The organism is Tritonibacter litoralis (assembly GCF_009496005.1).
Classification (GTDB): domain Bacteria; phylum Pseudomonadota; class Alphaproteobacteria; order Rhodobacterales; family Rhodobacteraceae; genus Epibacterium; species Epibacterium litoralis.
The window spans coordinates 74025-95462 of the sequence record NZ_WIBF01000001.1 but is presented as its reverse complement, the minus strand read 5'-3'; the positions used below and the strand labels follow the sequence as shown (position 1 = coordinate 95462).

Annotated in this window: 19 protein-coding genes; 9 read left to right on the top strand and 10 right to left on the bottom strand. The window is 57.2% G+C overall.

Annotated features, from left to right (window positions below; all coding sequences use genetic code 11):
* Window positions 1–162 precede the first annotated feature (162 nt).
* On the top strand, window positions 163–642 hold the full coding sequence (locus GFB49_RS00475; RefSeq protein WP_153213846.1) for a DUF4262 domain-containing protein: 480 nt from the start codon (window positions 163–165) through the stop codon (window positions 640–642).
* 90 nt (window positions 643–732) lie between these two features.
* On the opposite strand, the gene mltG is transcribed toward GFB49_RS00475, so the two are convergent.
* The 6 genes from mltG to fabD form a co-directional block, all read right to left on the bottom strand.
* A complete protein-coding gene (gene mltG / locus GFB49_RS00470) occupies window positions 733–1887 on the bottom strand; it encodes an endolytic transglycosylase MltG (protein WP_153213845.1) in 1155 nt (384 codons plus the stop codon).
* Entirely contained in the window at window positions 1888–3153 is a 1266-nt protein-coding gene (fabF, locus tag GFB49_RS00465) for a beta-ketoacyl-ACP synthase II (RefSeq protein ID WP_153213844.1), read from the bottom strand.
* A 323-nt stretch (window positions 3154–3476) separates the two neighbouring features.
* Window positions 3477–4220, bottom strand: coding sequence for a 1-(5-phosphoribosyl)-5-[(5-phosphoribosylamino)methylideneamino]imidazole-4-carboxamide isomerase (locus GFB49_RS00460; protein WP_153213843.1), 744 nt, complete (start codon window positions 4218–4220; stop codon window positions 3477–3479).
* A 250-nt stretch (window positions 4221–4470) separates the two neighbouring features.
* Window positions 4471–4704: an acyl carrier protein gene (locus GFB49_RS00455; protein WP_028091986.1), complete on the bottom strand. Its 234-nt coding sequence runs from the start codon at window positions 4702–4704 to the stop codon at window positions 4471–4473.
* Window positions 4705–4991: 287 nt separating this feature from the next.
* The gene (gene fabG, locus GFB49_RS00450) at window positions 4992–5729 is read right to left on the bottom strand and encodes a 3-oxoacyl-[acyl-carrier-protein] reductase (protein ID WP_153213842.1); all 738 of its coding nucleotides are present in this window, start codon (window positions 5727–5729) and stop codon (window positions 4992–4994) included.
* Window positions 5730–5796: 67 nt separating this feature from the next.
* Entirely contained in the window at window positions 5797–6729 is a 933-nt protein-coding gene (gene fabD, locus GFB49_RS00445) for an ACP S-malonyltransferase (protein WP_153214514.1), read from the bottom strand.
* A gap of 227 nt (window positions 6730–6956) precedes the next feature.
* On the opposite strand from fabD, the gene GFB49_RS00440 reads away from it, so the two are divergent.
* On the top strand, window positions 6957–8234 hold the full coding sequence (locus GFB49_RS00440) for a cytochrome b/b6 domain-containing protein (protein ID WP_343032423.1): 1278 nt from the start codon (window positions 6957–6959) through the stop codon (window positions 8232–8234).
* Between the two features lie 72 nt (window positions 8235–8306).
* Here GFB49_RS00440 and GFB49_RS00435 read toward each other — a convergent pair whose 3' ends face one another.
* Window positions 8307–8888: a YceI family protein gene (locus tag GFB49_RS00435; RefSeq protein WP_153213841.1), complete on the bottom strand. Its 582-nt coding sequence runs from the start codon at window positions 8886–8888 to the stop codon at window positions 8307–8309.
* A 175-nt stretch (window positions 8889–9063) separates the two neighbouring features.
* Entirely contained in the window at window positions 9064–9495 is a 432-nt protein-coding gene (locus tag GFB49_RS20960) for a hypothetical protein (protein WP_194269232.1), read from the bottom strand.
* Between the two features lie 451 nt (window positions 9496–9946).
* Between GFB49_RS20960 and rpsF the strand changes: the two genes are divergently transcribed.
* The 6 genes from rpsF (at window position 9947) to GFB49_RS00395 (ending at window position 14957) form a co-directional block, all read left to right on the top strand.
* On the top strand, window positions 9947–10300 hold the full coding sequence (rpsF, locus tag GFB49_RS00420) for a 30S ribosomal protein S6 (protein WP_153213838.1): 354 nt from the start codon (window positions 9947–9949) through the stop codon (window positions 10298–10300).
* A 28-nt stretch (window positions 10301–10328) separates the two neighbouring features.
* Window positions 10329–10556, top strand: coding sequence for a 30S ribosomal protein S18 (gene rpsR / locus GFB49_RS00415; RefSeq protein ID WP_005982441.1), 228 nt, complete (start codon window positions 10329–10331; stop codon window positions 10554–10556).
* Between the two features lie 12 nt (window positions 10557–10568).
* Window positions 10569–11186, top strand: coding sequence for a 50S ribosomal protein L9 (gene rplI, locus GFB49_RS00410; protein WP_153213837.1), 618 nt, complete (start codon window positions 10569–10571; stop codon window positions 11184–11186).
* A 759-nt stretch (window positions 11187–11945) separates the two neighbouring features.
* Window positions 11946–12413: a lytic transglycosylase domain-containing protein gene (locus GFB49_RS00405; RefSeq protein WP_153213836.1), complete on the top strand. Its 468-nt coding sequence runs from the start codon at window positions 11946–11948 to the stop codon at window positions 12411–12413.
* Between the two features lie 268 nt (window positions 12414–12681).
* Window positions 12682–13731, top strand: coding sequence for a Hint domain-containing protein (locus GFB49_RS00400; RefSeq protein ID WP_153213835.1), 1050 nt, complete (start codon window positions 12682–12684; stop codon window positions 13729–13731).
* A 182-nt stretch (window positions 13732–13913) separates the two neighbouring features.
* Entirely contained in the window at window positions 13914–14957 is a 1044-nt protein-coding gene (locus GFB49_RS00395) for a Hint domain-containing protein (RefSeq protein WP_153213834.1), read from the top strand.
* Between the two features lie 184 nt (window positions 14958–15141).
* Here GFB49_RS00395 and tig read toward each other — a convergent pair whose 3' ends face one another.
* The gene (tig, locus tag GFB49_RS00390) at window positions 15142–16473 is read right to left on the bottom strand and encodes a trigger factor (protein WP_153213833.1); all 1332 of its coding nucleotides are present in this window, start codon (window positions 16471–16473) and stop codon (window positions 15142–15144) included.
* A 259-nt stretch (window positions 16474–16732) separates the two neighbouring features.
* On the opposite strand from tig, the gene GFB49_RS00385 reads away from it, so the two are divergent.
* Window positions 16733–16939, top strand: a complete 207-nt coding sequence (locus GFB49_RS00385; protein WP_153213832.1) for a peptidyl-tRNA hydrolase — start codon at window positions 16733–16735, stop codon at window positions 16937–16939.
* Window positions 16940–17035: 96 nt separating this feature from the next.
* Here GFB49_RS00385 and GFB49_RS00380 read toward each other — a convergent pair whose 3' ends face one another.
* Window positions 17036–21088 (bottom strand): non-ribosomal peptide synthetase, encoded by a 4053-nt coding sequence (locus GFB49_RS00380; RefSeq protein WP_281347136.1) that lies wholly within the window; start codon window positions 21086–21088, stop codon window positions 17036–17038.
* Window positions 21089–21438: the final 350 nt, after the last annotated feature.

The window sequence follows — 21438 nt, the reverse complement described above, 5'->3', positions numbered from 1 at the left end:
GGGGTTCCATCTGGCTGTCAGGGCTGTGGCGTGTCGATACCCAGTCAAGCGGCGAAGGTCCAGTGGTTCGCATCCGGCGTCACGTCCCCTTTGGCAATGGACGTGTTTTAAATGTCGCTTTACCGTTAACCGCGACCTATTGGAGATCATAATTTGCTGACAATGCTCGATGTACAGCCCGAAGAGCTGGATGAGGCCGAAAAAACCTTTGTGACCAATATCAGGGAATACGGTTGGGCCGCGACCCATGTGGCCGAAGAGGCTGATTTGCTAGGGTTTTCCTACACAACCGGATTTTGGCATCACTTTGGTCAGCCTGAATTGATCCTGTTTTCACTACCGCCAGAAAGTGCACATCAGATCTTTTGGATTTTCGCTGAAGCCTATGAGGCCAAACAGACCTTCCCTGAAGATCAGCCCTTTGAGGGCGTATTGGACCAGTGGGACGTCATCCTGAAAACGGTATCCAAAGGACATTATCCTTGCTACGTCAACTGGAGCAGATGGTTCTACAACGGAGAGGATTTCCCACAACAACAGCTGTTTTTTCCAGCGGCCACCGGGGATTTTCCGTGGGAGCCAAACGCGCCAGAAGACTTCGTGAACCTTCAACCGAACCTCAGCAAGCCGTTGGCGAAGTAAAACCCTAAACACCATCAAGGTTGAACCAACAAAAGAAAAACCCCGCGCCGGTGGGACGCGGGGTTTGATTTCAGGACACCGTATGACAAATCAATTGTTCTGACGCTGGGCCTCGATCTCGCGCCATTTGGCAACGTTGGCGTTGTGTTCGGCCAAAGTCTCCGCAAAGGCGTGGCCACCAGTGCCATCCGCGACAAAGAAGATGAAGTCGGTGGTGTCCGGGTTCACCGCAGCTTCGAGCGAGGCAAGTCCCGGGTTGGCGATGGGGGTCGGCGGCAGCCCCTCGATCACATAGGTGTTCCATGGGGTGGCGCGGCGCAGTTCGCTTTGACGCAAGCCACGGCCCAGCACCCCTTTGCCTTCTGTCACACCATAAATAACGGTCGGGTCCGTTTGCAGGCGCATGCCGCGATTGAGACGGTTGGTAAAGACCGAAGCCACCTGTCGCCGTTCCGAGGCGACGCCGGTTTCCTTTTCAATGATTGAGGCAAGGATCAGCATCTCTTCGGGTGTGGTCACGGCGGCATCCGGGGCGCGGGTGGCCCAGGCGGCTGCGACGCGTTCCTGCTGACGGGTGACCATATCGGCCAGAACCTCAGCACGAGGCGTGCCGGGGCGCACCTCATAGCTGTCCGGGGCCAGCGTCCCTTCGGCGGGCAGATCCCCTGCAGCGCCATCCAGAACGTCCAGGGCGTTCAACGCCTCAACCACCTGCCAGCTGGTAACACCTTCGGCCAGCGCAATGCGATACCGGGTGTCGCCTTCGCCGCGCACGCGGGTGTAATCCACGGGTGTTTCATCAACGCCCGGCTGGAATTCAGCCCGCTCCACAAAGCGGTTGGTGGCCGGATCCAGCTCGCGCACCTCGGCCAGAACGCGGGTCACGCCGACGCGGTACACAACCTCGGTCCCGCAAGTCGAGGCACCGCCACGGGTGATCTGATCCGTGATCCCTTCCATCGAGGTGCCGGGTTGAACCAGATAGCTGCCGGCCTTCAACTGACTGGTCTTGTCCGCATATTTCGCACCAATGCGAAAGATCGGAGCCGAGGAGACCGCGCCCTCTTCTTCCAGTTTCTCGCTCACACGGGTGATATTGCTGCCGCGTTCCACACGCAGGCAGATGGCGGCCTCCAACGGGCCGTCAGAGGTGTATTGCGACTGGCCCCACAGGATGACGCCGCCCAGAAGGAACAGCGCCACCGCAAGGACGGTCAGCATATTGGAGGCCAGGCTGCGCCACATTTATTTGAACTTCCCAAAGATCACAGAGGCATTGGTGCCGCCAAAGCCAAAGGAGTTTGACAGGGCGACATCGATCTTGCGCTCGCGTTTTGCGTTGGGGGCCAGATCAACTGGGGTATCTACGGCCGGGTTGTCCAGGTTGATGGTCGGCGGGGCAACTTGATCGCGAATCGCCAGGATCGAGAAGATCGCCTCGATCGCGCCTGCGGCCCCCAGAAGGTGGCCGGTCGCCGATTTGGTCGACGACATGGTGACATTGCCCGCGTGATCGCCCAGCATGCGCTCCACCGCGCCCAGTTCGATGACATCCGCCATGGTCGAAGTGCCGTGTGCGTTGATATAGTCCAGATCTTCGGGCTGCATTTTGGCGCTGGCCAATGCGACCTTCATGGAGCGTTCCGCACCATCACCATCCTCAGACGGAGCGGTGATGTGATAAGCGTCACCGGACATGCCATAGCCCAGCACCTCGGCATAGATCTTGGCACCGCGCGCCTTGGCATGGTCATAGTCTTCCAGAACCACAATGCCTGCGCCCTCGCCCATGACAAAACCGTCGCGGTCTGCATCATAGGGGCGGCTGGCAGATTTAGGGTCATCCGCACGTTTCGTCGACAGCGCCTTGCAGGCATTAAAGCCCGCGATGCCGATCTCGCAGATTGCGGCCTCGGCACCGCCGGCGATCATCACCTCGGCGTCACCTGCGCGGATCATGCGGGCTGCATCGCCAATGGCATGCGCGCCAGTGGAACAGGCGGTCACAACCGAGTGGTTTGGACCTTTAAATCCATGCCGGATCGAAACCTGACCGGAGATCAGGTTGATCAGTGCGCCAGGAATAAAGAAAGGCGACACCCGGCGCGGGCCTTTTTCTTGGATCATCACGGCAGTGTCGGCAATCGACGACAGGCCGCCAATGCCCGAGCCGATCATCACGCCAGTGCGCAGACGGCTTTCTTCGTCTTCCGGCGTCCAGCCTGCGTCCTGGACCGCCATCTCGGCGGCTGCGATCCCATAGAGGATAAAGTCGTCGATCTTCTTCTGATCTTTCTTGATCACCCAATCGTCCGGGTTGAAGGTCCCGTTAGAACCATCGCCCCGCGGAACTTCGCAGGCGTAGGTCGTTGCCACGCCGCTTGCCTCAGCATCAAACAGCGTGATCGGGCCGGCTCCGGACTGACCTTCCAACAGACGGGACCATGATTCCTCGACGCCGCTCGCCAGCGGAGTTACCAGACCCAATCCTGTCACAACTACTCGACGCATTCCTTGCTCTCCTTTGCCTCGGCAATACCGGACCCAAATAGCTTGGAATGGTTGGTAGGTGCAAGTGGCGGTTAACCTGACGGTAAACTCCTGCCGGAGGCTCGGAATCGATATTCCCGCGTAAATTCCCCTTTGTTTTAACCTTTGAGAAAGCTTTGCACCTCTAAGTTGAGGTCAATGGGTATGCGACCACCCATAAAAACGCCCTGTTTTGGTTCCAAGGGTGCTATCGCGCGGGTTGTGGACCCCCTGCTGCAACCCGCGCATTTATTGTTCTACACTTTCCCAGATCAAGTTGCGCCCAGATCCAGGTCTGCATTTTTTCAACGAAAAGCCGCAACCCGCTCTGGCTCTGGTCTTGCCACGGTCAAAGCGCTGGCAAGGTCGAAATGCTGTTGCATCAGGGCTGTTCCCACCAAAGCGCCCGAGACATTGCGCAGATACTTCAACCGCGCGATGTCATCCAGACTGCGTACGACGCCGCTGGCGATCACCGGGGTACGCACCGCTGCGGCAAGGCCTGAAATCAAACCCAATGGCTCTTCGACCGCCTGAATGTCATTGTCGATGTCGGTGACAATAAACCCGGCAAGCGCCAACCCGTCATAGGCCCGCATCAATGCCCGTGGTTCCCAGGATCCTGAGTTGCGCCAGCCATCTGTCATCACCTTGCCCTGCCAGATATCTACAGAGATCACGATCTGTTCTGGAAAATGCACCGCGAGCTCGGTGATCTGGCGTGGATCGCGCGCGGCCAGGGTCGACAGGACCACGCGCCCAACGCCGCGATCGATCCAATCTGCGATATGCTGCTGTGTGCGCATGCCTCCGGCCAGTTGAACCGGGACCTGCGCCGCCCGCACCAGATCCGCCATCAAATCGGTCTGGCTGTAATCCCCCTGTACCGCATTCAGGTCGGAAATATGGATCCATTCCGCCCCAGAGGCTGCAAAATCTCGCACGCAGGCCATCGGATCGCTGTGCCAGATCACCGGGTCATCCAGGCATCCCTGTTCCAATAAGACGCACGACCCGTTCAAGATTTGAAGTGTTGGAAAAATCATCATGGTCTGCGCCCTCCCCTTTGCGCGTCTCAGATGACCTGCCCCAAACTCATTGTTTTTGATCTGTTGCGCGACAGGGTATCACATTCAGAAATCCTGATGGGGTAAAATCCCGTCGCGGACAAAACACGCGTCTTTCCGCCCATTCGCCTTCCTGCAGCCCCAACGGATGGAGAACATCAGGCATAAAAAAAGCGCCGCCCGCAGATGGGGCAGCGCCATGAAAACACGGATGCGTTTTCGAACCGTTTGCTTAGGAAGCTTCGGTGATAAATTTGACTGCGTCGCCAAACGTCTGGATGGTTTCGGCCGCGTCGTCAGGGATTTCGATGCCGAACTCTTCTTCGAACGCCATAACCAGCTCAACGGTGTCCAGGCTGTCTGCGCCCAGATCGTCGATGAAGGACGCGTTCTCGGTCACTTTATCTTCTTCAACACCCAGGTGCTCTACAACGATCTTTTTAACGCGATCTGCGACGTCGCTCATGTCTTTTCCTCGTTTTTCAGGGCTCATCTGAGCCCGGTTTTGCCTTAGCCCGATCGGGATGGCATAGATTCGCCCGATCTGGGCAGGTGGCTCCCGGGATGGGAGAAGTGCACCGTGCCACATAAAAAATGCAGTCACAGGCGCGAATATGGGCCGCCCTATAACACAGACTGCAGCCGACGCAAACGTTTTCACATCGTTAATTCAGCTGCAGATCCGGCGACGCCACGTTCGCGTCAAAATGGTCAAGCTGCGGGGTAAAAACAAGGGTTACCCCGCCCAGGATGTTAAATCATCGCCATGCCGCCGTTGACGTGCAAGGTGGTGCCGGTGGTGTAACCTGCCTCATTTGACGCCAGATACAGAACCGCAGAGGCGATTTCGCTGCTTGCCCCCATACGGCCCGCTGGGATCTGAGTCAGGATGGCGTCTTTCTGATTGTCATTGAGTTTGTCGGTCATAGCCGTCGCAATAAAGCCCGGCGCCACAGCGTTGACTGTGATGCCGCGGTTGGCCACTTCATAGGCCAGAGATTTCGACATGCCGACCATGCCCGCCTTGGACGCGGCATAGTTGCCCTGGCCCGGATTGCCGGTGGCGCCCACAACGGATGAGATGTTGATGATGCGGCCCCAGCGCGCCTTCATCATGCCACGCAGCACACCCCGACACAGACGCATGGTCGAGGTGAGGTTCACGTCGAGAACGCTTTGCCATTCCTCATCCTTCATACGCATGAACAGGTTGTCGCGGGTGATGCCCGCGTTATTGACCAGGATGTCAACCGAACCCATCGCCTCAACCGCTTGTTTCGGCAGCGCTTCCACGGCTTCGGCGTCGCTCAGGTTGCAGGTCAGGACGTGGGCCCGATCGCCAAGTTCCGCCGCCAGCGCGTGCAGCGGGTCTGGCCGGGTGCCGGAAAGCGCAACGGTCGCACCCGCTGCGTGGAGGGCGCGCGCAATGTCGCCACCGATGCCACCGGATGCGCCTGTGACCAGGGCGTTTTTGCCTGTCAGATCAAACATGTGATATCCTCTATCTCAGATCGAAACGGGGCCGTATGTGCCGCCATCTCGCTTTTAAACTCTTAAGTTATGCGCCCGCCACTGCGGTGACGTTTTCCGGCGTGCCGACCTGTTTTGACACCAGCGCACGGTCGATTTTGCGGATCATACCCGACAGAGCCTTGCCTGCGCCGATTTCCCAAACCTCGGTCACGCCTTTGGCCGCCATCGCCTGCACGCTTTCGCGCCAGCGCACGGACCCTGTCACCTGCTCCACCAGCAATTCGCGGATCACGGCCGGGTCGGTCACGGCATCCGCGCGGACATTGGCAATCAGCGGCACGGCTGGCGCTTTGATCTCCACCTCTGCCAGCGCTTCGGCCATCACATCGGCGGCGGGCTGCATCAGCGCACAGTGGAAGGGCGCGGACACCGGCAGCATCACGGCGCGTTTTGCGCCCTTGTCCTTGGCAATCTCAGCCGCGCGTTCCACCGCGGCCTTGGTGCCGGATACAACCACCTGCGTCGGGTCATTGTCATTGGCCGCCTGGCACACGTCGCCTTGGGCAGCTTCGTCGGCAACCGCGCGCACGGCGTCCAGGTCCAGACCCAGGATCGCAGCCATTGCGCCCTCACCCACTGGCACCGCAGATTGCATTGCCTGGCCGCGTGTCCGCAACAAGCGCGCGGTGTCGGCCACCGAAATCGCACCGGCCGCTGCCAAGGCGGAATATTCCCCAAGGGAATGCCCGGCCACAAAAGACGCCGTGTCGATGGTGACACCTTCGGCTTCCAGCGCGCGCATCGCTGCCAATGAGGTCGCCATCAGCGCAGGTTGTGCATTCTGGGTCAGGGTCAGCGTCTCGATATCGCCGTCCCAGATCAGCTGGCTCAGGCTTTCACCCAGTGCCGCGTCCACCTCATCAAAGACAGCTTTGGCCGCCGGGTAGGCCTCTGCAAGCGCGCGGCCCATGCCAATTGTCTGGGCACCCTGCCCCGGAAACACAAATGCGATTGTCATCGTGACCTCGTCTAATTTCGCCATTTTGCCTGATTTACATGGGCTCGCTCAGAGGCACAAGGGCAGCGATAGAGACCCGAATGCCCGCTGCTGCCGACCAACCCACGTCCGGTGCAGATTAGATGTGCAGATTTATGTAATACACATTACTGCCTGCACCGGGAATCTTTGGATAAGACCGCTGCAACACAAGCCAGTTTTGGCCAGCTCACAAAGGACCCAAACCCGTGTCACTTCATAATACTTTCTCCAACTATGGAAGCCTCGCCAAAAGCTTTCACTGGGCGACAGTTTTGTTCATCTTTACCGCCTTTCCAGTGGGCTATTTTGCCAATGATCTGGCCCATCAGATCGGATCGGCCGATTTTGATGGCGACGCCGCTTTGATTGCGCGTGCAACGCTTTTGTTCTCGCTTCACAAAACCCTGGGCGTGGCCGCATTTTTTACGGCAATCGCCCGAATTCTGTGGATGCTGACCCAGCCCAAACCGGGTCTGTTGCACCCAGACAATAAACCCGAGGCACTGGTGGCTGAGGCGGTGCATTGGCTGCTTTATGCGATGATGGTTCTGGTGCCCCTGTCAGGCTGGATTATGCACGCTGCCGAAGTCGGCTATGCGCCCATCTGGTGGCCCTTTGGTCAGGGTCTGCCGTTTGTGCCCAAATCCGAGACCGTGGCGGAAGTTGCCGCCGGGGTGCATTGGCTGTTTGTCTGGACCTTGTTTGGCACCGTCGGCCTGCATGTGGCGGGGGCGCTGAAACACCATGTGATCGACCGCGACGCGACCTTGCGCCGGATGCTGCCCCGCAGTGGCACCGTGCCTATGCCGCCCGAACAAAGCCATGATGCAAAACCCCTGGGGCTGGCCGCTGCGGCCTTGGTTGCTGTCCTCGCCGTTGGCGCAAGCATCGGTGTCTTTGCAGGACATGATCATCATGACCACGGGCACGACCATGCGCATGAGCACAGCCATGAAGCGGATCATTCCACCGCTGCCGTATCTGCGCCCAGCACATCGGGTTGGAATGTGGTATCTGGCACCTTGGGCATTGACGTCCTGCAAGGTGGCAGCATTGTCAACGGCAGCTTTGCGTCCTGGCAGGCAGACATCCAGTTTGAAGATCCCGCCACCCCTGGGCCCGCAGGATCTGTTACTGTGACTATCGATATCCCCTCGCTTACCCTCGGTTCTGTCACCACTCAGGCCCTGGGACTGGATTACTTCCACGCCGAAGCCTTCCCGCAGGCGGTGTTTACAGCAGATATCGAAAAACTGGCTGAAGGCTATGAAGCGCGCGGGACCTTGACGATCCGCGACAAGACGCAGCCTTTTGTTTTGCCCTTTGCGCTGGAGATTGAAGGCGACACCGCCACAATGATCGGCGCATCCAGCCTGCAACGTCTGGATTACGACGTGGGACGTGCGCAACAGGATGAAAGCACGGTTGGCTTTACGGTTGATATCAACGTCGACCTCACAGCGCAGCGCAACCCTGCCAGCTGAGCAAGTCAGGGCACGAAAAAACCGCCGATCCATTTCTGGGTCGGCGGTTCGTTTTTTGCAGTTTAAGCAGGTTTATTCTGCTTTGCCTGCTTCGATGGAGATCTGGACCGGAATTTCGTCAGGAACAAACGGCACAAACTGGCCCAGGTTGTAGTCAGTCCGTGTCAGAGTGGTGGTGGCCGAGAAACCCGCCCATGGCTTTTTGTTCAGCGGGTGCTCATCGGTGGCCGCGTTCAGCTTGGCATCCAGCACAACGGATTTGGTAACACCGTTCAGGGTCAGGTCGCCTGTGATCTTGGCTGTTGTCTCGCCGGTCACTTCGATACCTGTCGAGGCAAAGGTGACCATCTCATCATCGGTGGCATCGAAGAAATCAGCCGACATGAAGTGTTCAAAACGCTTTTCCCAGCCGGTCAGCATGGTTTTAACTGGGAAAGCAACGGTCACAGAAGAAGCCGCTGGGTTTTCCTGGTCAAACATGATCTCGCCGTCAAAGCCGGAGAACATGCCGTAGATCTCGGAAAAACCAAGGTGGTCAAAATTGAAGATCACGTTGCTGTGGCCGGGGTCCAGGACGTATTTTTCTGGCGCGGCAACGGCCGCGGTTCCTGTGGTGGCAGCCAGCAGCGCAGCGGCGATCAAAGTGCGTTTCATTTGGGTGTCTCCATAAAATTCATATTGTGCGGAAAAGATGCCAGAATCCGCACAGTAATAAAGTCGTGTTTATTTAACAGTTTCTGTGTTCTAGAGCACAGAAACTGGCGGTTCTTGTGGATTCATGCAAAACGTTGCGGCTCATGGGCCGCAGATGGGGTCCGGTTGCCAATAATCAGGGCAAAACCTGCAAATGCTGCCCCAACGTACATCTCAGCTCAGCCAGCATTTTCTGGTCGGGCACAACATAATGCGCAACCCTTTGGCCGTTTCGATCCATAACGGTTAGATCCCGCGTGCCGATGGCGACCCCAGAAAGTGAACCAAAGCCACGTTTCATGACAATGTCTTGTCGGCCACTTGGATGTCGTCGCAAAATGCGGATTTCCTGCCTGTGGGGATCAATGACCAATTCAGATTGAAACCAGGTCTCTGCTCCCCAAAACAACAGGCACCCGATGCTGAGCATTCCAATACAGATGAGCCCACTGGACATAAGGAAGTCAGGATGGGCCGTGATCCCAAACGCCAAGGCACCACCCGCGATACCGCACAACCCAAGGGATACGGCATGTAACACCCGTTGTCCCTGCTGCAATCGGGTCATGCGGCGCAGATCCCTTTGGCTTCCCGCATCTCCGCTATTCGCTCTCTGAACATCAACGTTATTGCGTTGTACAGTTTCACCCGTTCCGTGTGCCGTTTCAGCTGTCGCCAACGAGGTGTGAACCATTGTCATCCGCTTCCTCCTGCCGCAGAGCCACCGCCGCCAAGCTTCTGCCTGGCGTGACCTCCTGCGCCGATTTGACATTAAGTTTTGGTTAATAGAGTTTTCCAGTGAGAATACGGCTCAATTGCGGCCCCTTCTGGAAGACACCGTGAAGATCTCAGCCTTCGAATGACGGTCCATTTTCTTCGCCCTTGCGCATTACACAAAACCCTGTATATGGAGCACTCCTTCCGCAGTATTTATCGATCCGCGCAGACTCTCGTGGTGGGGTCGCGGAAGGTCTTTCGCCCCGCCTTTGAAATGCGCCTTGAAAGAAACAGGAGTTCGCATGCCCCTTTATGAGCATGTAATGATTGCGCGTCAGGACCTGTCCAACTCGCAAGCTGAAGGCCTTATTGAACACTTCGGTGCTGTTCTGTCCGACAACGGCGGTAAGCTGGTTGAGCAGGAGTACTGGGGCGTGAAGACCATGGCCTATAAGATCAACAAAAACCGCAAAGGCCACTATGCCTTTCTGAAAACCGACGCACCTTCTGCTGCGGTTCAGGAAATGGAACGCCTGATGCGCCTGCATGATGACGTGATGCGCGTTCTGACTATCAAGGTCGACGAGCACGCCGAAGGCCCCTCCGTTCAAATGCAGAAACGTGACGAACGCGACAACCGTCGCGAGCGCCGCTGATCTTAGCTTGAGAAAAGGACGCTAAACCATGGCAGCCAAACCGTTTTTCCGCCGTCGCAAAGTATGCCCATTCTCGGGCGACAACGCGCCGAAAATCGACTATAAAGACACCCGTCTTCTGCAGCGCTACATCTCTGAGCGTGGCAAGATCGTACCGTCCCGCATCACCGCCGTTTCCGCAAAGAAACAGCGTGAGCTGGCCCGTGCTATCAAACGTGCCCGCTTCCTGGCCCTGCTGCCTTACGCTGTGAAATAAGGAGATACTGATATGCAAGTTATCCTTATGGAACGTGTGGCCAAACTGGGCCAAATGGGCGAAATCGTAGACGTCAAGCCGGGCTTCGCACGCAACTATCTTCTGCCACAAGGCAAAGCCAAAACTGCTTCTGAAGCAAACCTGGCCGCGTTTGAGACCCAGAAAGCGCAGCTGGAAGCGCGCAACCTGGAGACCAAGAAAGAAGCAGAAGCGCTGGGTGAGAAGCTGGATGGTCAGCAGTTCATCGTGATTCGCTCTGCTTCCGACGCAGGCGCGCTTTATGGCTCCGTTACCCCGCGTGACGCAGCCGAAGCCGCAACCGAAGCGGGTTTCACCGTTGACAAGAAACAGGTTGCTCTGATCCACCCGATCAAAGAGCTGGGCCTGCACGCTGTTGCTGTGAACCTGCACCCGGAAGTCTCTGTTGAGATCAAGATGAACGTTGCACGTTCGCAAGAAGAAGCCGAACTGCAAGCTTCTGGTAAATCGATCCAAGAGCTGGCCGCCGAAGAGGAAGCCGCTGCGGAATTCGAAATCCAAGAGCTGTTCGACGACATCGGCAGCGCCGCATCTGATGATGACGACGCACCGGTTGCAGACGAAGCACCTGCGGAAGAGACCGAGAACTAAGGTTCGACGTCAAATCTTTTTAAGAAGGCCGCCCGTTTTGGGTGGCCTTTTTTTGTGGCACGCCATCTTTTGCATAAAGCAGCGATAAAAAGCATAGCGACCCCGCCTTTGGCGAATGGCTTTAACGCTTTTGCGCAAAGGCCTATTCAGCCTTTGCCGCGTATTCTGAGCATGCTTTAACCAGTCCCCGTTGGCCAAGGGAGCTTTATCTGGCGCAAATCTCGGTTGCAATACAACCACAGGCGCCACCTAATACAACCGGTTCAAGCGTGCGGTCGCTCTGCTTTGATGTATGCTGTGTGACCACGCTTGTTTTGAGATCTTCACGGCGGACCCCACCGTCCTTGAAGCCCGTGCCACAACGGCACGGGTACGGGCCCACGCCCACGCGTGGGCCTGTTTCTGGCTTGTAGATCCGCGTTGTTTGGGCGCAAGGCTTGGTGGCAAAACGATGACCAGGCAACTTCTTCGGCCCCTTTGGTCAGAGAGAGCCAGACAACCAAGGGAAACAGGTCTGACTCTCCCTAACTTTGGTCACACAAGAGGCTCTAAGCATGACCTTGCCTTTGGGGGGAAGCGCCTCTGACTTCACGTTCAAAATGCCCAAAATCTCTGCCCTTAACAAATTCTTAGTTTGTAAAATTCGCGGTTTTCCACCAAGGACAAGCGGGGTTTTGCCAGTCGGGTTTTCTGACCTTGGCGAGCGCCCAAGACCTGTCACACTCGCCTCCGTTCGACCGGGTAAAACAAGGAAACGCAATGAACCGCCGCAGGATTATAATCTCACTTTGCACGACGCTTTTTGTGGCCGCCTGCAGCGCCTCGGAACCGGATGCCGCGCCGGTTTACGATCCACCTTTGTTCCCCAATGAAACACCTGAGTTGCGCCAGAAAATCAACTATTGGTCCGACCACTATGATGTGCCCCGCAGCCTGGTGCACCGTTTGGCCATACGCGAAAGCACGCACCGTCCCTGGGCCATCAACCGGCCTTACTATGGGCTGTTGCAGATCCTGCCTGCCACCGCACGATCCATGGGGTTCAGGGGGCAGCCAAAGGATCTGCTGGACGCGGACACAAACCTGGAATTCGCAGTCAAATACCTGCGCGGCGCGTGGCTCTTGTCTGACGGCAGCGAAGACACGGCGGTCAAGCACTACTCCCGCGGATACTACTATGAGGCGAAACGTCGCGGCTTACTACAGGAAACCGGCCTCAGACCGTAGCCGGGCAGCCTTCTGCCGCAACGCAGAAAAATAGTAAATTCAGAATTTGTTTCTACAAGTCACTGAAAGTCAGCGCAAATTTCCCATGCCCTCTCCATAAAATAGACTTTACCGAAAAAAGGGAGGGAATATCGCTTAGAAACAGAATCTTACGACTCTCGAATTCAACCAAAACTCACAAATCCGTGACACTACCGGTAATTTTTTGCGAACCAATTGGGCACAGACTTAGGTTAACGATTCTCCTCGCAGTTGCAGAAAGCGACCAATGCCCACTTCGTTTCAAGTCATCTATCTCGGCAACTTACCCGATATCGATTCCAGTGAAGGCAATTGGGTCGCCGAAAGCGCCAGTGATCTCGTTGGGCTGGAATTTGGCGACTCTGATGCCCCTTTGGCAGGCAGCACTGCGACATGGAGCCAGCTGGGTGGCGCGGACAACACATTTGATATGAATAACTGGCGCGACTCCGATCAGTTTTCAATCGATGGCGGAGCAGCGCAAACCTTTGATGGTGTGGCCGTCTATAATGCTACGATCACCTATATGGATGGCAGCACTGCCAATATCACGGCTGTGGTGGCGCAGGATGTAAACGGTGAAACCTATCTGACGCCAGAATTCAGTGACAACGAAGATCAGGCCGCGCTGGAAGCGGATATGATCCAATCCATTTCCTTGGATTCTGTGGTCGGCAATAACTATGTCGGCTTGGTTGCGAACCGTGTGGACATGGAAATGGTGACCTGCTTTGCGGAAGGCTCCCGCATCCGCGCCGAAGGAGGCGATGTGGCCATCGAACATCTGCAAATTGGCGACCGGGTGATGACCCTGGACCATGGGCTGCAGCCCATCCGCTGGATTGGGACGTCCACTGTTGCGGCCCAAGGTGCCCTGGCCCCCATCACCTTTGCCCCCGGCACAGTGGGCAATCGCCGCACCTTGCGCGTCTCACCACAGCACCGGATGCTGGTCCAGGGCGGCGCGCTTGAACTGTGCCACGGCGACCCCCAGGCGCTGATCCCCGCCTGCCACATGGTCAACGGCGACACGATCCGGCAGGAGCCCGGCGGGCAGATCACCTATGTGCACCTGATGTTTGACGCGCATGAGGTGATTTGGGCCGAAGGCGCTTTAAGTGAGAGTTTCTATCCCGGGGACCTTGGTCTTTCAGCATTGCCACTGAAAGCCCGACAGGAAATTTTCCAGCTATTTCCCGAATTGGCATTACCGACAATAAACCGCCACGCCTACGGTCCACTTGCTCGCAGTGAGATTCCGCCCAGAATATGGCCTGCAATCCATCCCGTTGTTTAGAGTAACCAATCTCTGACATTACGGTCAAAATAGAACTTTCTTCCAAAAAACACCGCCTAAACGTCTGCGGGCGATTGACGAATACCGGCTCCTGCTTACCTTTTCCAAACCTTTTGCGTGCATTTATTTAAAAGCCACAATTTCGACGGAGCGCTCCTTGCACTCCTTTGGGAACTAAGATTTTGCCGAGTACGTACACAGTCCTCTATCTGGGAAATGTCGCGGATATCGACACAACTGAGGGAAACATCGTCTCAGAAAACGCAAGCGCGCTTGTTGGGCTTGAATTCGGTGATGCGAACAATCCCCTGGTGGACAGTGCGGCAACCTGGTCTGCCTACGGCCAACCAGGCCCCTATTATAACACCAACAGCTTTACAGACACGGACCAGTTTACCATCAACGGTGGACCGCCGCAGACCTTCGATGCCACCGCCACCTATTACGCCACGCTGACCTACATGGATGGCACAACGGCCTCCATCACCGCCGTTATTGCTCAGGATACGGATGGCAATGCCTACCTCATGCCCGAGTTTCCGGAAAATGACGACCAGACAGCTTTGGAAGCTGGTATTATCAAGTCGATTTCGCTCGATGGGCTGGAGTCCAATTCATACGACGGGCTCACAACCACGCGTAATCCTTGGGATCTTGTGACCTGTTTTGTCTCGGGCACCCTGATCCGAGCCGTAAACGGCGACGTTCCGATCGAGGCTTTGCGGATCGGGGATCAGGTCATAACTGCCGATCACGGTGCCCAGCCTATTCGATGGATCGGCGCGACCTCCGTTCCCGCCGTCGGCCCCTTGGCACCTGTGGTTTTTGCCCCCAACGCCATCGGCAACAAACGCAGATTAGCGGTCTCTCCACAGCATCGCATGCTGGTACAGGGTGCAGATGTTTCCCTCTGTTTCGGCGAGGATCAAGCATTGTTGCCCGCGGTCCATTTGGTCAATGGTCGTGACATCACACGGCAGACGGGCGGCACTGTAACATACTACCACCTGCTCTTTGATCAGCACGAATTGATCTGGTCCGAATCCTGCCTGAGTGAGAGCTTCTATCCCGGCGACATCGCATTAGCCGCCCTTGCTCCCGCCGCACAGCGCGAAGTCTTGCACCTGTTCCCAAAGTTGGGATGTTCAGATCAAAACCGCTACGGCCCCCTCGCCCGCAGCCAGATCAAACCGGACCTGTGGCACACGCTCCATCCACACATCTGATGTGGCGCGCGCCAATGGCCGCGTGCGCGCCCGCAGCGCGCTCTGGCGCGCTGCCACGCCCAACAAGCGCAGATCCCCTTGGGGATCGCACGCTTGGCGGGAGCCCCTCGTTGATTGCGCCCCCATAGCCCACAAAAAAGGCCGCCCAAACCGGACGGCCTTTTCTATCAGATTTGGGCAAAGATTACTCTTCGTCCAACGCCTCAACCGCTTTTTGCAGCTCGTCTTTGGACACTTCTTTTTCCGAGACTTTGGCCTGCTCAACGATGTGATCCACCACTTTGTCTTCAAACAGCGGCGCGCGCAGCTGTTGCTGCATCTGCGGGTTCTGCTGAATGAATTCAAAGAACTGGCGCTCTTGGCCCGGATACTGACGCGCTTGCGCCATGATCGCTTGGGTCATCTCAGCGTCAGACACTTCAACCTCTGCCTTCTGGCCCAGCTCGGCCAGCAGCAGACCCAGGCGCACGCGGCGCTCGGCCAGAGTGTTGTGCTCTTCGGTCGCTTCGATCTCCGGGTGGTCGTGGCCCTGCACGTCCGGGTTTTCTTCGTGCCACAGCTGATGTGCGATTTGCTTGGCTTCCGCGTCGACCAGGCTCGGCGGCAGGTCAAAGGAGACCAGACCGTCCAGCGCGTCCAAGAGGCCACGCTTCATCACAGCGCGCGAGGCACCTGCGTATTCTGCTTCCAGACGCTCAGAGATCTGACCCTTCAGCGCGTCCAGATCTTCGGCACCGAATTTTTTCGCCAGCTCATCGTCAATCTCAGCCGCTTTCGGCGCTTTGACTTCCTTGACGGTGCAGGTAAAGACCGCGTCTTTGCCCGCCAGGTGCTCTGCACCGTATTCCGCTGGGAAGGTGACGTTTACGTCTTTTTCTTCACCGGCTTTGGTGCCGACCAGCTGCTCTTCAAAGCCCGGAATGAACGAGTTCGACCCCAGAACCAGCGGGTAGTCGTCGCCTGCGCCGCCTTCAAAGGCTTCGCCGTCTACTTTACCCAAGAAGTCGATGACAACCTGGTCGCCATCTTCGGCAACTGCGGCTTCGTCACGGGCTTCAAAGTCCTGTGCGGTGGACGCCAGGTTTTCCAGCGCTTCGGTGATGCCAGCCTCATCGGCTTTGACAACCAATTTCTCCAGCTCAACACCCGAGAAGTCCACGTCCGGGATTGCCGGCAGCGCTTCATAGGTCATCTCGACGTTGACGTCGTCGCCTTCTTTCCAATCTTCATTGGTCATTTTGACGTCAGGCTGCAGCGCCGGACGGTCGCCACTTTCTTCGAAATGCGCGTTCATGGCGCCATCGATGGTTTCCTGCATCGCTTCGCCCATCAGGCGCTGACCGAACTGCTTTTTCAGCAGCGCCATCGGCACTTTACCTTTGCGGAAACCCTTCATTTCGATTTCGGGCTGCGCTTCAACCAGCTTTTCATTCACCTTTGCTTCCAGCTCGGATGCTGGAATGGTGATGGCATAGCCGCGTTTCAAACCTTCGTTCAGTGTCTCGGTGACCTGCATCGTGCTCCCCATAAGAGATTCGGGGCATGCGCGCAGACGCAGCCCTCAGACAATTTGTGGCCTTCTATTGGGCTGCGCGCCCCTGCGCAAGAGGCATTGCCGAAATCATCAGGTGTTGGCGGAGAATTCCGGGCATTTTTGCATCCTGACCGGATTAATAATGATTTAACCATTCATGAAGGCGGCCAGCGGTTTCCCGATTTTTGCCATTTTGTCTCCCTAAACTGAACCTTGGAACAAACATCTGGGGAGATGGGACATGCAGATTGCCACGCGTCGCGGGCTGGATGGTTTGACACAGACCACGATTGAGGCCGCTTTGGATCTTCAGGAACTGGTATTGCGGCGGCGGATGTTGTTCCGCCTGTTGCGCGGTTTTGACTTTGACGCACCCGTTGCGCGCAATGAAGCCATCAGCGAAACTGTGCCCGCATGGATGAAAACGCCTGAGTTCGCCCCTGTCTAATGCACATGGCCTGACGCGCAGGGTTTGAAGGGTCGACATTCTAACGTTCAGCGTTCGAACCCGACCGGCGCGATGCCAAGGTTGTTGTGATCAACCTCAGGTCGAGGCTTTTCGCCCCTTGGCCACACGCTGGCTGCCTTGGAACAGGTGCCGGCGGGTCCGTTCAAGCTGATCGCGCTGCTGAGCTTCCAGAATTTCCGAAAAATGCACGGCCAAGGTTGCGGCATTTGGGTTTTCCAACATCGACAGATGCCCGCCCGGCGCATCCAATACGGTGACACCAGCCCGTGCCACAGGCTCCCAGCCAAGGCCCGAGGCCTTGCTGGCGGGCGTGTCAAAGAAATGGCTTTCGGCGCGGAAGATGGTGATTGGCACATCCAGCGGTTTGGGCGTGTAGGCCTGCACCGCTAGCTCGTTTGAGGCGATGAATTCAAACACCGTCATCGGAGCGCCGCCAGTCCCGTTGGCATCGGCGTCCTGGATCTGTTTGCGTGCAAAATGGTTGCGAATATTGTGAATCCGGTTGCGGATGACTTGCGCCGGATAGGCCCAGCCCAGGTAGCGCACGCGCTGCATATGGGCCCAAACACGCCGGATGCCCTGATATTCATCCCGCCCGCCAGGACCGGTTGCATCAAACAGCGCCAACAGCCCAACCTCGCGCCCCGCCGCGCGCAGTTGGTGTGCCATTTCAAAAGCCATATAAGCCCCGAGCGACACCGCCATCAGGTTGATCGGCCCCTCGGGGTAATATTCCATCAGATCAGCGCAATAGCGGCGCGCCGTAAACTCAATCCCCGTTGGCGTGTTTTCATCCAACGACCCGACCGAGACCCCCATGATTGGCTGGTCGTCCCCCAGATACTCTGCCAAAGGTTCAAAGTAACCTTCACGCGCACCCAGAATGTGGATGCCAAACAGCGGCGGGCGATTGCCTTTGGGCTGGATCGGGATGATGTGTTTGGGCGCGCTGCTGCCGGTTTCCAGGATCCGTGCAAGGCCGCGACAGGTCGGGTTTTGTTTCAGGTCGACGACCCCAAGCTGAATCCCTGTGTCCCGTTCGATGCGCCCCAGCAATTCCACCGCGATCAGGGAATGACCACCAAGATCATAGAAATCATCCGTGACTGACAGGCGTTCACAGCCCAGAACCGCAGCCATCGCCGTCTGAACCTGACGCTCCCCCTCGGTTCTTGGCTCTTCAAAGGTGCTTTTTTCCACGACCTCAGCCGAGGGATGCGGCAAAGCCTTTAGGTCGACTTTACCACCCGCTGTGGTCGGGAAAGCCGCGATCTGGACAAGGTCCGGCTGCATATGTTTGGGCAAGGCCTCTTGAACCGCATGTTTCACCGCGTCGGCGTCAAACTCACGTGCGGATTTGATCCAGGCCACCAGCCGCGCAGCGGGGGTGTTGCGGTTGAGCACGCCAACCAGCACCTCATCCCCCGGCAGGAGACGTTCCAGAACCCGCTCCACATGGCGCAAATCAATTCGGAAGCCGCGCAGTTTGACCTGTCGGTCGGTCCGCCCCAGAAACCGCAACTGGCCATCCGTGCCCCAGCGCGCGTTGTCACCGCTGAGGTAGACACGCAGCGCCGTGGCGTCCTCATCCACCAGCAGATCGCTGCGAAAGACCTCATCCGTCTGTTCAGGACGGTCGACATATCCCATCGCAACCGCCTGCCCGCCAAGCACCAGCTGTCCGGGCGCTCCCATCGGCGCAAGGCTGCCGTCCGGGGCCAGCACAAAGACACGCGCATGGGCGGTGGCACGGCCAATTGGGACATCACCGTCCCAGTTTCCGGCCTTGACCTCAAACAGGGTGCTGGTGATCGTGGCCTCGGTCGGGCCATAGCCATTGAGCCAGCGCACGTTTGGCGCCACCTTGAGCCATTTTTGCAGGACATTCGGGCGCACCTGCTCACCGCCCACGATCATCAGCCTGAGGGTGGGAGAGACCAGCCCGCCCTGCCCCTTGTCCAAGCAGCGGGCCAGATAATCCGTGATCACGGCCCAAAAGGCTGTTGGCACGTTGGCAACCGTAATCTTCTGATCCACCAAGGTTTTTTGAAACGCAATTGGCGACTGCGCCATAGCATCGTCGCGCAAGATCAGATGCGCGCCGGACAGCAAAGTCGGAAACACTTCTTCCAGCGCCACATCAAAGGACAGGCTTGCAAACTGAAGCACCCGGTCCTGTGACGTCAGTTCAAGCGCGGGCACCAGCGCCTCGGCATGGGCGGCAAAACTTTGGCGGCTTATGGCCACCCCCTTGGGAACACCTGTCGAGCCGGACGTGTAAATCACATAGGCGCAGGTCGTGTTCAGGTTTTGCGGGGCAGCAACCGGACAGGCGGCACGCATCGGAGCCACGGGGTCAACGCGCAGAACGGTCCCGTTTGGCACGGCATAACCGGGGTTGGCGATCACCACACGCGCCTGGCTGTCGGTGATCATGTGATCCTGATGGGCCTTGGGGTAGCTCGGATCCACCGGCACAAAGGCTGCATTCAGCTTTAGCACTGCCAGCATGGCCCATACAAAATCCGGCGACCGCGCGAGCGCGATGGCAACTGTGTCGCCTGCGCGCACGCCGTGGTCTTGCAGAGATTGCGCCAGGCCATTTGCCTTGTGATCCAGCTGCTGATAGCTCAGCGAGCCGTTTCGATTATCCGACAGATCCGTGATCGCAGGCGCGTCAGGTTGGGCGGCAACCCTCTGCGTAAACCGTGCCATTACATCCCGCGGTGCATCGGGTATCTTTTGTTCAGGTCGGCTGAGCGCATAAAGCGCTGCACGCTCATCCTCTTGGAACATGTCCAGCTGGCTGAGGCGCGTTTTGGCCGAAGCTTTGGCCATTGACCGCAGGATCTGACAGAGGTGGCGGTACAAATGGGCGGCGGTTTCCGGGGCGACATGACCCTCATCGCTTTCCAGGACCAAACGCAGCGCATCCCCATCATAGGCCGCCAGCGCCAAGGGAAGCCCGCCCTCCTCCAACAGCGTGATCGTCGGGCGCAGCGCGCCACGGTATTGATCAAAGACCAGGGATTGCAGGGAACCGCGTTCAAACATCACCGCCGTGTCAAACAAGGTTTCATGTCCCGCCAAACGGGCCGCACGTCTGATGTCGTTGGCTGAAGTCTGTTCAAAGCTGTGCATCCGGCAGGTGTCCGTCCGCAAAGCCTGCGCCAGCGTGCCAAGCGTTTTGTCCAGGGAAAACGACATCCGCAGGGGGAGTGTATTGATCAGACAGCCAACGGTGTCCTGACTGTTGGCGACGGCAAACCGCCCCGAGCGTACGGACCCGATACAAATGTTGTCCCGCCCCTCCCAGCGGGCCAGGACCAGCCCCCAGGCGGCCTGAACCAAATTGGCAAGCGTGGCGTTACACTGTCGCGCAACCGCACGCAGATCATCTGTTGTCTGCGCGGACAGGGTTGCGGTTTGGCTGTGGACGCGGTGGACGGGCTCTGCATCTGAACCCGCATCAGATTGCAAGGTCAGCGCGCCACAATTCTCGAACTCGGCCAGGTAGCTGGTGAAAAATGCCTCCGCTTCGGACGTCTCGGATTTGGTTTCAGCGGTGATCTGAGCGACGACATCACAAAAGGTCGCTGCTCCGCTGTGGTTCGGTAAACGACCCGTCTCAAGATGGTGCAGAAACTCTGCCAGGATGCGCGCCATGCTGCGGCCATCCAGCAATGCGTGATGGGCAGACAGTAAAATCGCACCTGCGCCAGAACCAAACGTAAAGGAGGACAACCGCCAGCCTGGCGCGGATTGCAGATCAAACCCCCGATCCCGGTCCTGGTCCAAAATATGATCCAGCGCATCATCGATGACAGCGTCGGACAGATCGTCCCAATTCTGATGCGCCACCGTAACAGCGACGCTGGGCAAAACACGTTGCACCGGTGTGGTCGCCGACCGCCAATGGATGACCGTGCGCAAAACGTCATGGCGCTGCACCACCGCGTCCCACGCTGCTGTAATCTTGTCTTGTGATGCAAACCCGGCGTCAAACCGCAACAGCATTTGTTCCAGGTTCACCCGCAAGCGTTCAGATCCGTTGCTCTCATAAAGCAGTGCGGTCTGCATACTGGTGAGAGCAACGCTTGACTTAGAATCTGGCGACAAGTGTTCCATCATGATCAACCCAGGATAAAATAGCGACAACGATATGTAATATTCCAGCGTCCTATGTTGATACTCGTTTTTCCTACGTATGTGTTGATTTATAAATAATTCGGCAGAATTCGTCCCCCGAGACGTATCTCATTGTGGACAAAGAAAAACTAAAGATCACTTTAAACCCAATTGGGAAACAGTCACATATTTGCCTTAGAGCAGCCACGGCCATTCGTGATTGCCCGGACTGAAAAAAACAAATAAATCCTTAATGTTACGGCCTATTTCTGGTCTCAATTTCTCGAAATATGTTTCTCTCTATGAACGATTTCGTGAAGATGTTCAGCATTGTACAAATTAACCTTTAA

Bases quoted from the DNA above. Each gene is read 5' to 3' on its own strand.
- fabG (WP_153213842.1), bottom strand. From the start codon at position 5,729: ATGTTTGATCTGACAGGCAAAAACGCCCTGGTCACAGGCGCATCCGGT.
- GFB49_RS00385 (WP_153213832.1), top strand. From the start codon at position 16,733: ATGCAGATTGCCACGCGTCGCGGGCTGGATGGTTTGACACAGACCACG.
- GFB49_RS00460 (WP_153213843.1), bottom strand. From the start codon at position 4,220: ATGATGATTTTTCCAACACTTCAAATCTTGAACGGGTCGTGCGTCTTA.
- fabF (WP_153213844.1), bottom strand. From the start codon at position 3,153: ATGCGTCGAGTAGTTGTGACAGGATTGGGTCTGGTAACTCCGCTGGCG.
- rpsR (WP_005982441.1), top strand. From the start codon at position 10,329: ATGGCAGCCAAACCGTTTTTCCGCCGTCGCAAAGTATGCCCATTCTCG.
- rpsF (WP_153213838.1), top strand. From the start codon at position 9,947: ATGCCCCTTTATGAGCATGTAATGATTGCGCGTCAGGACCTGTCCAAC.
- GFB49_RS00400 (WP_153213835.1), top strand. From the start codon at position 12,682: ATGCCCACTTCGTTTCAAGTCATCTATCTCGGCAACTTACCCGATATC.
- GFB49_RS00475 (WP_153213846.1), top strand. From the start codon at position 163: ATGCTCGATGTACAGCCCGAAGAGCTGGATGAGGCCGAAAAAACCTTT.
- GFB49_RS00405 (WP_153213836.1), top strand. From the start codon at position 11,946: ATGAACCGCCGCAGGATTATAATCTCACTTTGCACGACGCTTTTTGTG.
- rplI (WP_153213837.1), top strand. From the start codon at position 10,569: ATGCAAGTTATCCTTATGGAACGTGTGGCCAAACTGGGCCAAATGGGC.
- tig (WP_153213833.1), bottom strand. From the start codon at position 16,473: ATGCAGGTCACCGAGACACTGAACGAAGGTTTGAAACGCGGCTATGCC.
- GFB49_RS00380 (WP_281347136.1), bottom strand. From the start codon at position 21,088: ATGGAACACTTGTCGCCAGATTCTAAGTCAAGCGTTGCTCTCACCAGT.
- GFB49_RS20960 (WP_194269232.1), bottom strand. From the start codon at position 9,495: ATGACCCGATTGCAGCAGGGACAACGGGTGTTACATGCCGTATCCCTT.
- GFB49_RS00455 (WP_028091986.1), bottom strand. From the start codon at position 4,704: ATGAGCGACGTCGCAGATCGCGTTAAAAAGATCGTTGTAGAGCACCTG.
- GFB49_RS00435 (WP_153213841.1), bottom strand. From the start codon at position 8,888: ATGAAACGCACTTTGATCGCCGCTGCGCTGCTGGCTGCCACCACAGGA.
- mltG (WP_153213845.1), bottom strand. From the start codon at position 1,887: ATGTGGCGCAGCCTGGCCTCCAATATGCTGACCGTCCTTGCGGTGGCG.
- fabD (WP_153214514.1), bottom strand. From the start codon at position 6,729: ATGACAATCGCATTTGTGTTTCCGGGGCAGGGTGCCCAGACAATTGGC.